General features: G+C 65.8%; 14 protein-coding genes. 6 read left to right on the forward strand and 8 right to left on the reverse strand.

Annotated elements, in window-relative coordinates:
• The 6 genes from LOS8367_RS02495 (at position 1) to LOS8367_RS02520 (ending at position 5,330) form a co-directional block, all read left to right on the forward strand.
• Positions 1 to 1,668 (forward strand): phospholipase D-like domain-containing protein, encoded by a 1,668-nt coding sequence (locus LOS8367_RS02495; RefSeq protein ID WP_085894853.1) that lies wholly within the window; start codon positions 1 to 3, stop codon positions 1,666 to 1,668.
• Positions 1,669 to 2,091: 423 nt separating this feature from the next.
• A complete protein-coding gene (locus LOS8367_RS02500; RefSeq protein ID WP_085894854.1) occupies positions 2,092 to 2,733 on the forward strand; it encodes an ATP-dependent Clp protease proteolytic subunit in 642 nt (213 codons plus the stop codon).
• Positions 2,734 to 2,881: 148 nt separating this feature from the next.
• On the forward strand, positions 2,882 to 4,147 hold the full coding sequence (gene clpX, locus LOS8367_RS02505) for an ATP-dependent Clp protease ATP-binding subunit ClpX (protein WP_085894917.1): 1,266 nt from the start codon (positions 2,882 to 2,884) through the stop codon (positions 4,145 to 4,147).
• Between the two features lie 4 nt (positions 4,148 to 4,151).
• Entirely contained in the window at positions 4,152 to 4,526 is a 375-nt protein-coding gene (locus LOS8367_RS02510; protein WP_085894855.1) for a RidA family protein, read from the forward strand.
• A gap of 67 nt (positions 4,527 to 4,593) precedes the next feature.
• Positions 4,594 to 4,977 (forward strand): NADH:ubiquinone oxidoreductase subunit NDUFA12, encoded by a 384-nt coding sequence (locus tag LOS8367_RS02515; RefSeq protein ID WP_085894856.1) that lies wholly within the window; start codon positions 4,594 to 4,596, stop codon positions 4,975 to 4,977.
• Complete coding sequence (locus tag LOS8367_RS02520; RefSeq protein WP_085894857.1) at positions 4,974 to 5,330, forward strand: DUF2155 domain-containing protein; 357 nt, start codon at positions 4,974 to 4,976, stop codon at positions 5,328 to 5,330. The genes LOS8367_RS02515 and LOS8367_RS02520 overlap by 4 nt, the downstream gene beginning before the upstream one ends.
• On the opposite strand, the gene aat is transcribed toward LOS8367_RS02520, so the two are convergent.
• The 8 genes from aat to LOS8367_RS02560 all read right to left on the reverse strand — a co-directional run bounded on the left by aat (position 5,294) and on the right by LOS8367_RS02560 (position 13,312).
• The gene (gene aat / locus LOS8367_RS02525; RefSeq protein WP_085894858.1) at positions 5,294 to 5,947 is read right to left on the reverse strand and encodes a leucyl/phenylalanyl-tRNA--protein transferase; all 654 of its coding nucleotides are present in this window, start codon (positions 5,945 to 5,947) and stop codon (positions 5,294 to 5,296) included. The two genes, LOS8367_RS02520 and aat, sit on opposite strands and share 37 nt — an antisense overlap.
• 14 nt (positions 5,948 to 5,961) lie before the next feature.
• Complete coding sequence (gene accC / locus LOS8367_RS02530; RefSeq protein ID WP_085894859.1) at positions 5,962 to 7,311, reverse strand: acetyl-CoA carboxylase biotin carboxylase subunit; 1,350 nt, start codon at positions 7,309 to 7,311, stop codon at positions 5,962 to 5,964.
• A gap of 5 nt (positions 7,312 to 7,316) precedes the next feature.
• Entirely contained in the window at positions 7,317 to 7,820 is a 504-nt protein-coding gene (gene accB / locus LOS8367_RS02535; protein ID WP_085894860.1) for an acetyl-CoA carboxylase biotin carboxyl carrier protein, read from the reverse strand.
• Between the two features lie 113 nt (positions 7,821 to 7,933).
• Positions 7,934 to 8,416 carry a hypothetical protein gene (locus LOS8367_RS02540; protein WP_133056277.1) on the reverse strand — a complete coding sequence of 161 codons (483 nt, stop codon included), beginning with the start codon at positions 8,414 to 8,416 and terminating at the stop codon, positions 7,934 to 7,936.
• 122 nt (positions 8,417 to 8,538) lie between these two features.
• A complete protein-coding gene (acs, locus tag LOS8367_RS02545; RefSeq protein WP_085894918.1) occupies positions 8,539 to 10,488 on the reverse strand; it encodes an acetate--CoA ligase in 1,950 nt (649 codons plus the stop codon).
• Positions 10,489 to 10,517: 29 nt separating this feature from the next.
• Positions 10,518 to 11,273 (reverse strand): ABC transporter ATP-binding protein, encoded by a 756-nt coding sequence (locus LOS8367_RS02550; protein WP_085894919.1) that lies wholly within the window; start codon positions 11,271 to 11,273, stop codon positions 10,518 to 10,520.
• A 61-nt stretch (positions 11,274 to 11,334) separates the two neighbouring features.
• Complete coding sequence (locus LOS8367_RS02555; RefSeq protein WP_085894862.1) at positions 11,335 to 12,093, reverse strand: ABC transporter ATP-binding protein; 759 nt, start codon at positions 12,091 to 12,093, stop codon at positions 11,335 to 11,337.
• 10 nt (positions 12,094 to 12,103) lie between these two features.
• Entirely contained in the window at positions 12,104 to 13,312 is a 1,209-nt protein-coding gene (locus LOS8367_RS02560) for a branched-chain amino acid ABC transporter permease (RefSeq protein WP_085894863.1), read from the reverse strand.
• Position 13,313: the final 1 nt, after the last annotated feature.

Raw genomic sequence — 13,313 nt, forward strand, 5'->3', positions numbered from 1 at the left:
ATGGATGAGGAGTTGGGCTTTCCGTTGCGCGAGCGGCGCGGGACCGGTCGCACCGATACCGATCGTGGCGAGAACGACCCCTCGCATGCCCGCTGGGCTTGGGCGGCGCTCCCCGATCCGGAACTGCCCGACGACCCCGATATCCCGTTACCCCTGATTACCGCCGAACAGGCCTACCCGGTGTTCGAGCGCTGCTTCCTAGAGGCGCGCGACCGGGTGCGCATGTCGTTTCGCGTCTTCGACCCGTTTACGCAGCTGCATTCCGTGTCGGCGCGCAAGGTCGGCGAAATCTGGTTCGACCTTATCGCCCACAAGCTGCGCAAGGGGCTGCGGGTCGAGATCGCGATCACCGATTTCGACCCGATCGCCGTGACCTCGATGCACGCGATGACGTGGGATTCGATCCGTGGCCTGATCGCGGCCGGGGAGGCCTCGGGCCATCCGGAACGGTTGGTGCTGCGACCGGCGATGCATCCGGCGCGGGTCGGCGCGGTGCCACGGGTTCTACTGTGGTACAAGACCTGGCGCGAGTTGCATCGCACGGCCTGCCAGCTGAGTGGGCTGCCGCCCGAGGACCGTGCCGAAATGCTGCAGCTGCGCCCCGGGTTGAGGGATCACATCACTGAACGCAGGGGGCGGCTCGTGGCCAAGCCTTGGCCGATCCCCGAACTCTATCTCGCGACGCATCACCAGAAGCTCGCGGTCTTCGACGACAAATGGCTGTATATCGGTGGTCTCGATCTCGACGACCGTCGTTTCGACACGCCGCGCCATGACCGGCCCGCACAGGAAACCTGGCACGACGTCCAATTGCTGATGGGCGGCGAGGCCGTGGCCGACGCGCACCGGCATCTCGACAGCTATCTGCGGATCAACGCGGGCGCCACGCCCGAGCCCACGGGCCGGATCCTGCGCACGCTCTCGGCGCATCGCACGCCCTCGATCCTGCGCATGTCGCCCAAGCGGCAGGTCGAGGAGTTGTTCGACGCGCATCGCGACCTTTTCGCAGGGGGGCGCGACCTGATCTATGTCGAAACCCAGTTCATGCGCGACCGGGATATCGCCCGGTCCCTTGTCCATGCGGCGCGGGCCAACCCCGATCTCGGCCTTATCATGGTGCTACCGGCCGCGCCGGAGGATGCAGCCTTCGCCCGCGCGCGGATTGATGCGCGCTACGGCGATTACCTGCAGGCGCGCTGCATCGGCAAGATCCGCCGCGCATTCGGGGACCGGGCCCTGATCCTGTCACCGGCCGCGCCGCGCCGCGCCGGCCAGAAGGATGTCGGACCACGGGCACGCATGTGGCGCGCGCCGATCATCTATGTCCACGCCAAGATCGCGATCGCCGATAATGTCGACGCGCTGGTATCCTCGGCCAACTTGAACGGTCGCTCGATGCATTGGGACACCGAGGCCGGGGTGCGGCTTGCGGGCAGGGCGGCGGTGGAGCCGCTGCGCGACGCCTGCATGCGTCACTGGATGGGCGAGGCCGGGCCGCAGCGACCGGGCGAGAGCGGCCGCGATCTCGTGGCACGGTGGCGCGGCATGGTGCGGGCCGACAGCGCCCGCGTGCCGGAGTTGCGTCAGGGGCTGCTCCTGCCTTATCCGCTGCGCCCCGCTTGGCGGCTCGGACGCAACCTTCCGGGGATCCCGGAGGCGATGGTCTGAGCCGCGCCGCGCCGCGGCGCGGCGGAACCGCCAGCCACACTCCGCGTTGGCCCCGACACGACCAGGAGGACGCCATGACCATCGCAACGATGGTGGCCGCCCTTGCGGGTCTGGTGGTGGTTGCGTTCCTGATCTTCCTGCTTACGGGCGGAGACGACTGATGGAAGGTGGGGAGCACCATGGCCGTTTCGCTGCCGGACGGTCACCCGGTGTCGCCTGTCGCGCCCGTACTGCTTGGGTACGATAGGCGACCCGGTCCCCCGCGCCAATTCCCTACCTACTTTCACCGGTCCGAGGCCGATGCCGCGCCTGCTGACCCGGCGCTCGCGCCGGGGTGCAGTTGAAACCCCCCGGGCAGACCACTAAGACTCTCGAAGGACAAGATCCGCACGAGACGCAAGCGTTCCCGAAAAGGCAGAGCAGATGCACGATCCCGTTGAGACCTACATGAACCTCGTCCCGATGGTGGTCGAGCAGACCAGCCGCGGCGAGCGCGCCTACGACATCTTCTCGCGCCTGCTGAAAGAGCGCGTGATCTTCGTCAACGGCCCGGTGCATGACGGCATGAGCCAGCTCATCGTCGCGCAGCTTCTGCACCTCGAGGCCGAGAACCCGAAGAAAGAAATCTCGATGTACATCAACAGCCCCGGCGGTGTCGTCACCTCCGGCCTGTCGATCTACGACACCATGCAGTACATCCGGCCCAAGGTCTCGACCCTTGTGATCGGCCAAGCCGCCTCGATGGGCTCGCTGCTGCTGACCGCGGGCGAGAAGGGCATGCGCTTCTCGCTGCCCAACTCCCGCGTCATGGTGCACCAGCCCTCGGGCGGCTATCAGGGTCAGGCCACGGACATCATGATCCACGCCGCCGAAACCCAGAAGCTCAAGAACCGGCTCAACGAGATCTACGTCCACCACACCGGCCAGCCGCTGGAAAAGGTCGAGGCGGCGCTCGAGCGCGACAACTTCATGTCGCCCGAAGAGGCGCGCGACTGGGGCCTGATCGATGAGATCCTGACCAGCCGCGATCAGGGCGAGGACAAGACGCCCAACACCGCCGGTTGATCCGGCAGGCGATCACCCCTGTCAAACCGGGGTGATCGCCGATAGCGCGCCGGGATTTTGGCGTTGTGGCCGCGAAATGGCTGCCTTATCGTCTGATCAAGGGCAGTCCGAGAGAGATAAAGCAGGGCCGATGGCCCGGGGGTTCGATATGGCAAGCACGTCCGGCGGCGACAGCAAGAACACGCTCTACTGCAGCTTCTGCGGCAAGAGCCAGCACGAGGTGCGCAAGCTCATCGCGGGACCGACCGTGTTCATCTGCGACGAATGCGTCGAGCTGTGCATGGACATCATCCGCGAGGAGACCAAGGGCTCCGGCCTGAAATCCTCCGAAGGGGTGCCGACTCCGCGCGAGATCTGCGACGTGCTCGATGACTACGTGATCGGTCAGATGCATGCCAAGCGCGTGCTCTCGGTCGCGGTGCATAACCACTACAAGCGCCTCAATCACGCGGCCAAGTCCTCGGATATCGAGCTGTCGAAATCCAACATCATGCTGATCGGCCCGACCGGTTGCGGCAAGACGCTGCTCGCGCAGACGCTGGCCCGTATCCTCGACGTGCCCTTCACCATGGCGGACGCCACGACGCTGACCGAGGCCGGCTATGTCGGCGAGGATGTCGAGAACATCATCCTGAAGCTGCTTCAGGCCTCCGAGTACAACGTCGAGCGGGCGCAGCGCGGCATCGTCTATATCGACGAAGTCGACAAGATCACCCGCAAGTCCGACAACCCGTCGATCACCCGCGACGTCTCGGGCGAGGGGGTGCAGCAGGCGCTTCTGAAGATCATGGAAGGCACCGTCGCCTCCGTGCCCCCGCAGGGCGGGCGCAAGCATCCGCAGCAGGAATTCCTGCAGGTCGACACGACCAACATCCTGTTCATCTGCGGCGGCGCCTTCGCCGGCCTCGACAAGATCATCGCGCAGCGCGGCAAGGGTTCGGCCATGGGCTTCAACGCCGACGTGCGCGGGCAGGACGACCGCGGCATCGGCGAGATCTTCGGTGATCTCGAGCCCGAGGACCTGCTGAAGTTCGGCCTGATCCCCGAATTCGTCGGCCGCCTGCCGGTGATCGCGACGCTGACCGATCTCGACGAGGAGGCCCTCGTCACGATCCTGACCCAGCCGAAGAACGCGCTGGTCAAGCAGTACCAGCGGCTGTTCGACATCGAGGACACCAAGCTGACCTTCACCGAGGATGCGCTCACCGCGATCGCCCGCAAGGCAATCGAGCGCAAGACCGGTGCGCGCGGCCTGCGCTCGATCATGGAGGGTATCCTGCTCGATACGATGTTCGAGCTGCCGAGCCTGTCGAGCGTCACCGAGGTCGTGGTCAACGAAGAGGCGGTGAGCGATGGCAAACCGCTGATGATCCATGCCGACGGAGCCAAGAAAGAGGCCGCCTCGGCCGGCTGAGGCGATGCAGCGATTCACCTCCGGATCGGAGTTCGAAGGACGGATCGGCTACAGCCGGTCCGTCCTTTGCGATGGGTGGGTCTTCGTTTCCGGCACCACCGGCTACGACTACGCCACGATGACGCTGCCCGAGGGCATCGAGGCGCAGTGCCGACAGGCGCTTGCCAATCTCGAAACGGCGTTGAAGTTTGCGGGCTCCAACATGGCGCATGTGGTGCGCGTCACCTACATGCTGCCTGACCGGGGCAATTTCCCGGCCTGCTGGCCGCTGCTGCGCGCCGCCTGGGGCGATGCGGCACCGGCCGCGACGATGATCGAATGCGGGCTGATGGAGCCCCAGATGCGGATCGAGATCGAGGCCACCGCGCGGGCCCTCTGAGCCGCGCTCACCACTGGACCTCGGTCGCCGTTTGCGGCATGACGGGGCGCAGGACAGGAGACCGGTCATGAGCTTTGGCAGCACCCTCAAGCGCTTCTTCACCTGGTGGAACGGGCAGACCTTCGGCACCCAGCTCTTCACCTGGCGCAACGGCCAGAAGGTGGGCGAGGACCGGCAGGGCAACATCTTCTACCGCACCGCCGACGATTCGAAGCGCTGGGTCATCTTCAACGGCGAAGTCGAAGCGAGCCGTATCGACCCCGAATGGCATGGCTGGCTGCACCGGATCTGGGATCAGCCACCGACCGAACGGCCCTTGGTGCACCGTCCTTGGGAAAAACCGCACGAGCCGAACCATACCGGTACCGAGATGGCCTATGCGCCGAAGGGCTCGATCCGCCGTGCGGCACCGACCGACATGAAGGATTACGACGCGTGGCAGCCCGAGTGATCCGCGCCGCGAGCCTTGCTCTGGCGCTCCTCGCTGCGCCGGTGGCCGCGCAGGAAGCTGCCGTGGCCCCTGGTGGTGTATTGCGCGTGCTCGACAAGATCACCGGTATCGTCACCGATCTCGATCTCGCGGCGGGCGAAACCGGCACGGTGGGGCATCTCTCGATCGAGCTGGAAGAGTGCCGGTATCCCGCCGACAACCCGGCGGGCGACGCTTACGAGCATCTCATCGTGCGTTACCAGAAGATCGAGGAGCCGGTGTTTCGAGGCTGGATCATTGCCTCCGCACCCGCGCTCAACGCGATGGATCACCCGCGCTACGACGTCTGGGCGCTGCGCTGCAGAACCTCCTGAGCGGGCGCGGGCGGACCGGGGGCGATGAAATCGCCCGGTAGTGCCAGTGCTTCTGCCAGCGCCGCCTTGTAGCGGGCGCGCGGGATCTCGACGAAGCCGAGGCTGGCGAGATGCGGGGTCAGGAACTGCGCATCGAACAGGGTGAAACCGCCGAGGCGCAACCGGTCCACCAACCACGCCATCGCCAGTTTCGACGCATCGGTGCGGCGCGAGAACATGCTTTCGCCGAAAAAGGCGCTGCCCAACGTGACGCCGTAGATGCCGCCGGTCAACGCGCCGTCATGGCGTATCTCGACCGAATGGGCAAAGCCCATGCGGTGCAGCGCCGTGTAGAGATCGAAGATCTCGTCGTTGATCCAGGTCTCCGGCCGGTCGGCGCAGCCTTCCAGAACCGCCTGGAAATCACCGTTTACAGCGATCTCGAAGCCGCCGCGACGCATCCGCCGGGCAAGACTGCGCGAGATGCGAAAGCGGTCGAGCGGCAGGACGCCGCGCCGCTGCGGGTCGACCCAGAAAATCTCCGGGTCGTCCCGGCTTTCGGCCATGGGGAACACGCCCTGTGCATAGCCGTGCAGCAGCAGTTCCGGCGTCAGCCGTGGCTCGGGCCGCGAGACCATGCGCGGCCCCCGCCTTATCCTTGCAGGGTCTGGTCGAGCCAGCGCTCGAGCCAGTGGATGTTGTAATCCCCCTTGAGGATGTCGGGTTCGCCCAAGAGCGCGTGGTGCAGCGGCACGGTGGTGTCGACGCCATCGACGATCAGCTCGCCCAACGCCCGGTTGAGACGGGCCAGCGCCTCGGCCCGGTCCTGGCCGTGCACGATCAGCTTGGCGATCAGGCTGTCGTAATAGGGCGGGATGCGGTAGCCGTCATAGAGCGCGCTGTCCATCCGGACGCCAAGACCGCCCGGGGCGTGATACTGCGTGATCCGGCCCGGGCAGGGCGCGAAGTTCGGCAGCTTTTCGGCGTTGATCCGCACCTCGATCGCGTGACCGCGGATCTGCAGATCTTCCTGCGCGAATGACATCGGCAGGCCCGAGGCGACCCGGATCTGCTCGCGCACGAGATCGACGCCGAAGATCGCCTCGGTCACCGGATGCTCCACCTGCAGGCGAGTGTTCATCTCGATGAAGTAGAACTCGTCATTCTCGAACAGAAACTCGATCGTGCCGGCGCCGGAATACTTGATCTTGGCCACAGCATCGGCGCAGACCTTGCCGATCCTGTCGCGCAGCTCGGGCGTGATGCAGGGGCCGGGGGCCTCTTCGAGCACCTTCTGGTGGCGACGCTGCAGCGAGCAGTCGCGCTCGCCCAGATGCACCGCGCCGCCCTTGCCATCGCCGAAGACCTGGATTTCGATGTGGCGCGGCGTAGTGAGGTATTTCTCGATATAGACCTCGTCATTGCCGAAGGCGGCCTTCGCCTCGGAGCGCGCGGTCTGGAAGGCGCGCTCGATCTCGGCCTCGGACTTGGCAACCTTCATGCCGCGCCCGCCGCCGCCGGCGGTGGCCTTGATGATCACCGGGTAGCCGATATCGGCGCCGATCTTGCGGGCCGCCTCGACCGACGGCACGCCGCCGTCGGAGCCGGGCACGCAGGGCACGCCCAGCGCCTTCATCGTGTCCTTGGCGGTGATCTTGTCGCCCATCATGCGGATGTGCTCGGCCGAGGGGCCGATGAAGGTCAGGCCGTGATCTTCGACCGCCTGCACGAAGGCGGCGTTCTCGGACAGGAAGCCGTAGCCCGGATGAATCGCTTGGGCGCCTGTGATCTCGCAGGCCGAAAGGATGGCCGGGAAGGAGAGGTAAGATTGGCCCGAGGGGGGCGGGCCGATGCAGATCGCCTCATCGGCCATGCGCACATGCATGGCATCCGAATCGGCGGTGGAATGCACGGCGACGGACTTGATGCCCATCTCGCGCGCGGCGCGCACGACGCGCAGCGCGATTTCGCCGCGGTTGGCGATGAGGATCTTGTCGAACATGGGGCTCACTCGATGATCATCAGCGGCGCGCCGAACTCGACCGGGCTGCCATCCTCGACGAGGATGCGCTTGACGGTGCCGGAGCGGGGGGCGGGGATCTGGTTCATGGTCTTCATCGCCTCGATGATGAGGACGGTATCGCCCTCCTTCACCTGCGCACCCGGCGATACGAAGGGCGGCGAGCCCGGCTCGGCCTGCAGATAGGCGGTGCCGACCATGGGCGAGGTGACGGCGCCCGGATGGCTCGCGGGGTCGTCGGAGACCGCGGCGGCGGGAGCCGCGGCCGGGCTCGGAGCCGCGGCGGCAGCCATCGGCGCGGGCTGGCTCTGCTGCGCGGGCATGGCGAACTGTTGCACGACTTCGCGGGCGCGGCTGACCCGGACGTTCAGGCTGTCATTCTCTCCGTAATCGCGCTTCACCTGAAGTTCGGTCAGATCGTTCTGGTTCAGCAGTTCCGCCAGCGCGCGGATGAAGCTGACATCGCTGTCGTGGCTGGTCTTGTCGCTCATAGCTCTGGGCCCCTCGTATCACGCCCGTCCGGGCTGCAGTTCCGGGGGCTTATACGCCGGTTCGAAGGGCGAGGAAAGCAGCCCCCGACCGAGGGGCGCAAAGCGGTGCCGCGTCAGGCGTCGCCGGTGCCGGGGTCCGTGGGGGTCGGTTCGATGGGGTCGTCGTCGCGCAGCGTGACCGGAGACGCCGGGGCCAGATCGGCGACGGCCGTCACAGGAGCCGCCTCGGGGAGCGGGGCGGGCGCTGGCGCCGTTTCTGAAATTCGGGAATCCGCCTTCGCTTCGAGGGCAGCCCTCGCTTCGCGGAGTTCCTCCTGACGCGCGCTGTCTGGCAGCATGGCGACGCCCCATGGTTTGAGCACCCGCTCAGGCGAATATTCCTTGATCGATGTGGAGGGCGACATGAGCCCTGCCCGCACGAGACCGAAGCGGCTCTGATCCGGCGGGCGCGGGGCGACGAAGTCCGGGCGCTCGGGGGCGGTCACGGGCGGCAGGTCAGGGCGAGGCCGCGCCGCGGAGGCCGCCTCGTGCCGTGACTGCGCGATATCCCCGGTCGCCAGCCAGGACATAGGCGGCATCTGTCTGACAAGATCCATCTCATGCTCCCGAATCAGAAGCCCCACGAGGCCATGATCCCGGCAGATTATGAAAAAAGGATGAAGGGACAGAGCCTCGCTGCGGGCCGGCGCAAAACCGGCCCATAGCGCTTGATACAAGCTCAGCCGCGGTTCATGCGGTTTTGGATCAGATCCTCGACCACTTGCGGCTCGGCCAGCGTCGAGGTGTCGCCAAGGCTGCCGTAGTCGTTCTCGGCGATCTTGCGCAGGATGCGGCGCATGATCTTGCCCGAGCGGGTCTTGGGCAGGCCCGGCGCCCACTGGATGCAGTCGGGCTTGGCGATCGGTCCGATCTCCTGACGTACCCAATCCTCGAGTTCCTTGCGCAGCGCGTCGCTGGCCTCGACCCCCTCCATCAGCGTGACATAGGCGTATATGCCCTGACCCTTCACCTCGTGCGGATAACCGACGACGGCCGCCTCGGAGACCGCCTTGTGCGCGACCAGCGCGCTCTCGACCTCGGCCGTACCCATGCGGTGGCCGGAAACGTTGATCACGTCGTCGACCCGGCCGGTGATCCAGTAATAGCCATCGGCGTCGCGGCGGCAGCCATCGCCTGAGAAGTAGTAGCCCGGATACTGCGAGAAATAGGTCTGCTCGAACCGGTCGTGATCGCCCCAGATGGTACGCATTTGCCCTGGCCAGCTGTCGGCGATGGCGAGCACGCCCTCGGCCTCGGTCTCCTCGATCACGGCGCCCGATTGCGGGTCGAGCACCACCGGTTTGACGCCGAAGAAGGGCAGGGTGGCGGAGCCCGGCTTGGTCGCGATGGCGCCGGGCAGAGAGGTGATCATGTGGCCGCCGGTTTCGGTCTGCCACCACGTGTCGACGATCGGTACCTTACCCTTGCCGATGACCCGGTCGTACCATTCCCAGGCCTCGGGGTTGATTGGCTCGCCCACCGTGCCCAGCACCCTGAGCGAGGACAGATCGCAGCCCTCGGCCCACTGCTCCCCCTTGCCCATCAGGGCCCGGATCGCGGTGGGGGCGGTGTAGAACTGGTTCACTTTGTGCTTTTCGCAAACCTTCCAGAAGCGCGAGGCGTCGGGGTAGGTCGGCACGCCTTCGAACATTAACGTGGTCGCGCCGTTCGCGAGCGGCCCGTAGACGATGTAGCTGTGCCCGGTGACCCAGCCGACATCGGCGGTGCACCAGAATACCTCGCCGTCATGGTAGTCGAAGACGTAATGATGCGTCATCGCGGCATAGGCGAGATAGCCGCCGGTGGTGTGCACGACGCCCTTGGGCTGTCCGGTGGAGCCGGAGGTGTAGAGGATGAAGAGCGGATCTTCGGCCCCCATCGCTTCGGCCGGGCACTCCTCGGAGACGCCGTCCTCCATCTCGTGCAGCCAGTGGTCGCGGCCCTCGACCATCTCGACCGCACCGCCGGTGCGCTTGACCACCAGCATCTGCGTGCCTTCTGGGCATTTCTCGAAAGCCTTGTCGGCATTGGTCTTGAGCGGGGTGTTGCGGCCCCCGCGCGGGGCCTCGTCGGCAGTGATCACCACCTTGGCGTCGCAGCCCGTCACCCGCGCCGAGAGCGCGTCGGGCGAGAAACCCGCGAAGACCACGGAGTGGATCGCGCCGATCCGGGCGCAGGCCAGCATCGCGTAGGCCGCCTGTGGGATCATCGGCATGTAGATGACGACCCGGTCGCCTTTTTCTACGCCCATCTTCTTCAGCACGTTGGCGAATTTGCCGACATGCGCGTGCAACTGCTGATAAGTGATGTGCTGGGCTTCTGCCTGCGGGTCGTCGGGCTCCCAGATGATCGCGGTCTGGGCGCCGCGCGTGGCGAGGTGCCGGTCGATGCAGTTCTGCGCGACGTTGAGCGTGCCGTCCTCGAACCAGTTGATCGCGACCCGGCCCAGCGTGAAGTCGGTGTTCTTGACCTTGGAAAAGGGCTTGATCCAGTCGAGCCGCTTGCCCTGCTCGCCCCAGAACGCGTCGGGGTCGTTCACCGATTGGGCATAGAGCCGGTCATAGCCGGCGCGATCAATATGGGCGCGGGCGCGCACCTCCTCATTCGGCTCGTGAAGCTGCGGTGTCATGAGCTGATCCTTCATCCTCTCCCTCGTGCTCAGATCGCGAGGTAGCGCTGCCGCAATTCCTCGTCCTCGAGCACCTCCTGTGCCGATCCGTCATAGACCACCGAGCCGGTGTCAAGGATCACGGCCCGGTCCGCGAGCTTGAGCGCAGCCACGGCGTTCTGCTCGACGATGATGGTGGTGATGCCCTGATCGCGGATGATGTTCAGCGTCTTGGCGATCTCCTGCACGATCACCGGCGCGAGCCCCTCATAGGGCTCGTCGAGCAGCAGGACCTTGATGTCGCGTGCCAAGGCGCGGGCGATGGCCAGCATCTGCTGCTCGCCGCCCGAGAGGGTGACGCCTTCCTGCCGGCGGCGCTCCTTGAGTCGCGGGAACAGGCCGTAGATCCGTTCCAGCGACCAGCCGACGGGCGGCGCGATCTGCGCGAGCTGCAGGTTCTCCTCGACCGTGAGCCCGGGGATGATGCGCCGATCCTCGGGGACCAGGGCGATGCCATTGGCCGCCGCCTCATGCGATCTCATTTTGTGCAGCGGCTTGTGGTCGAGCCAGATCTCGCCATGCCTGAGCGCCGGGTTGTCGAGCCGGGCTATGGTCCTGAGCGTCGAAGTCTTGCCGGCGCCGTTGCGGCCCAGCAGTGCCAGGATCTCGCCCTCGTGAATGTCGAAGCTGACGCCTTGGACGATGTAGCTCTCGCCGTAATAGGCTTGGATGTCCCAGACCGAGAGGAATTTGGGGTGGGTCGCGGCGCTGCTGCGATCGCGGTCGAATGTCGCTGTCTCGTTCATGTCGTTCTCCCGCAAAACTCTTCGAAGAGTTTTTGCAATTTCCTTCGAAGGAAATTGCGCCTCAGACCTGCGCTTCGCCCAGATAGGCTTCGCGCACCTTGGGGTGGCCCTTGATGTTCTCGGGCGTCTCCTCGACCAGCGGCGTGCCCTGCGCGAGCACGGTGATCCGCTCGGCAAGGGAGAACACCACGTGCATGTCGTGCTCGATGATGCACATGGTGATGTCGCGCTTGGCCTTGATCTCCTTGAGCAAGTCGATGGTGTTGTTGGTGTCGGCCCGCGCCATCCCCGCGGTCGGCTCGTCCAGCAACAGAAGCTTGGGCGCCTGCACGAGGCACATCGCCATTTCCAGCCGCCGCTTGTCGCCGCGCGACAGGCTCGAGGCGGTCATGTGCCGCTTGTCGAGCATGTCGACGTCCTCGAGCATCGCCTCGGCCTGTTCGCGGATGTCCGTCTCCTTGCGCACCGTCTCGTAGGCGTGCAGCCGGAACGCGCCGTCGCGCCGCGCGAAGCAGGGGATCATCACGTTCTCCAGAACGCTGAGATCGCCGAAGATCTCGGGTGTCTGGAACACCCGGGAAATGCCCATCTGGTTGATCTCGTGCGGCTTGCGGCCGAGCACCGACTTGCCGTCGAACATCACGCTGCCCGAGTCCGGGATCAGCTTGCCGACGAGGCAGTTGAGCAGCGTCGACTTGCCGGCCCCGTTCGGGCCGATGATCGCGTGGACCGAGTTCTCCTTGACCGAGAGGTTGACGTCCCCCAGCGCCTGCAGTCCACCGAAGCGCTTGTTGACGCCCTTGACTTCGAGAATGCCCATATCGGCCTCCTTATTCCGCGGCGGCGCGCTGACGCGCGGCGTCGGATTCCACATGGCCGGCGTTGCGGTCGCGGCGGCGGAACAGCCGCCCGGTGCGTTGCGCCCCCTCGACCAGCCCGCCCGGCAGGAAGATCACCACCAGCATGAACATGATGCCCAGCGTCAGGTGCCAGCCCTTGCCGATGAAGGGATGGATGAGCGTCACCATGACGTTCTCCAGCCCGTCGGGCATGAAGGCGAACCACTGGTGCAGGATGCCGTCGTTGATCTTCGAGAAGATGTTCTCAAAATACTTGATGAAGCCCGCGCCCAGCACCGGGCCGATCAACGTCCCGGCGCCGCCGAGGATGGTCATCAGCACCACCTCTCCGCTCGCCGTCCACTGCATCCGGTCGGCGCCGGCGAGCGGGTCCATCGCCGCCAGAAGCCCACCGGCGAGACCGGCATACATGCCGGAGATCACGAAGGCCGCCAGCGTGTAGGGGCGGGTGTTGAGGCCGGTGTAGTTCATCCGCTGCTGGTTCGATTTCACCGCGCGCAGCATCATCCCGAAGGGCGAGCGGAAGATCCGGACCGAGAGGTAGAAGGCCAGAAGCATCAGCGCTGCGCAGACATAGTAGCCGACGGAGAAATCCCAGCTCCAAGGCCCGACGAAGAGCGTCGTGCTGTCGCGCATCTCGGCGCCGAACAGTGAGGTCACGGGCAGGCCACCGTTCGAGGGGCCGTCGAGGATGCGCGGATCGTTCAGGCTGATCTGCAGCCCTGTCTCGCCATTGGTCACCGGCGTCAGCACCGAGTAGGCGAGGTTGTAGCTCATCTGCGCGAAGGCCAGCGTCAGGATCGAGAAGTAGATGCCCGAGCGGCGCAGGCTGACGAAGCCGATCACCAGTGCGAACAGGCCAGCCATGACGATCGACAGGAGGATCGCCGGGATCACGTTCATGCTCAGCAACTTGAACATCCACACCGCCGAGTAGGAGCCGATCCCGAGGAAGGCCGCGTGGCCGAAGGAGAGGTAGCCGGTGAGGCCGAACAGAATGTTGAAGCCGATCGCGAAGATCCCGAAGATGACGAAGCGCTGCATCAGGTCCGGATAGCCCGCGTTGAACTGCGCCAGCGCCGATCCGGCGGGGAACGGGTTCAGGATGATCGGCGCGAACAGGGTGATGAAGGCCACCGCCAGCATCAGGTAGGTGTCTTTGCGCTCCAATCCGAGCATG

The organism is Limimaricola soesokkakensis, assembly GCF_900172345.1.
In the GTDB taxonomy this organism is placed as follows: Bacteria; Pseudomonadota; Alphaproteobacteria; order Rhodobacterales; family Rhodobacteraceae; genus Limimaricola; species Limimaricola soesokkakensis.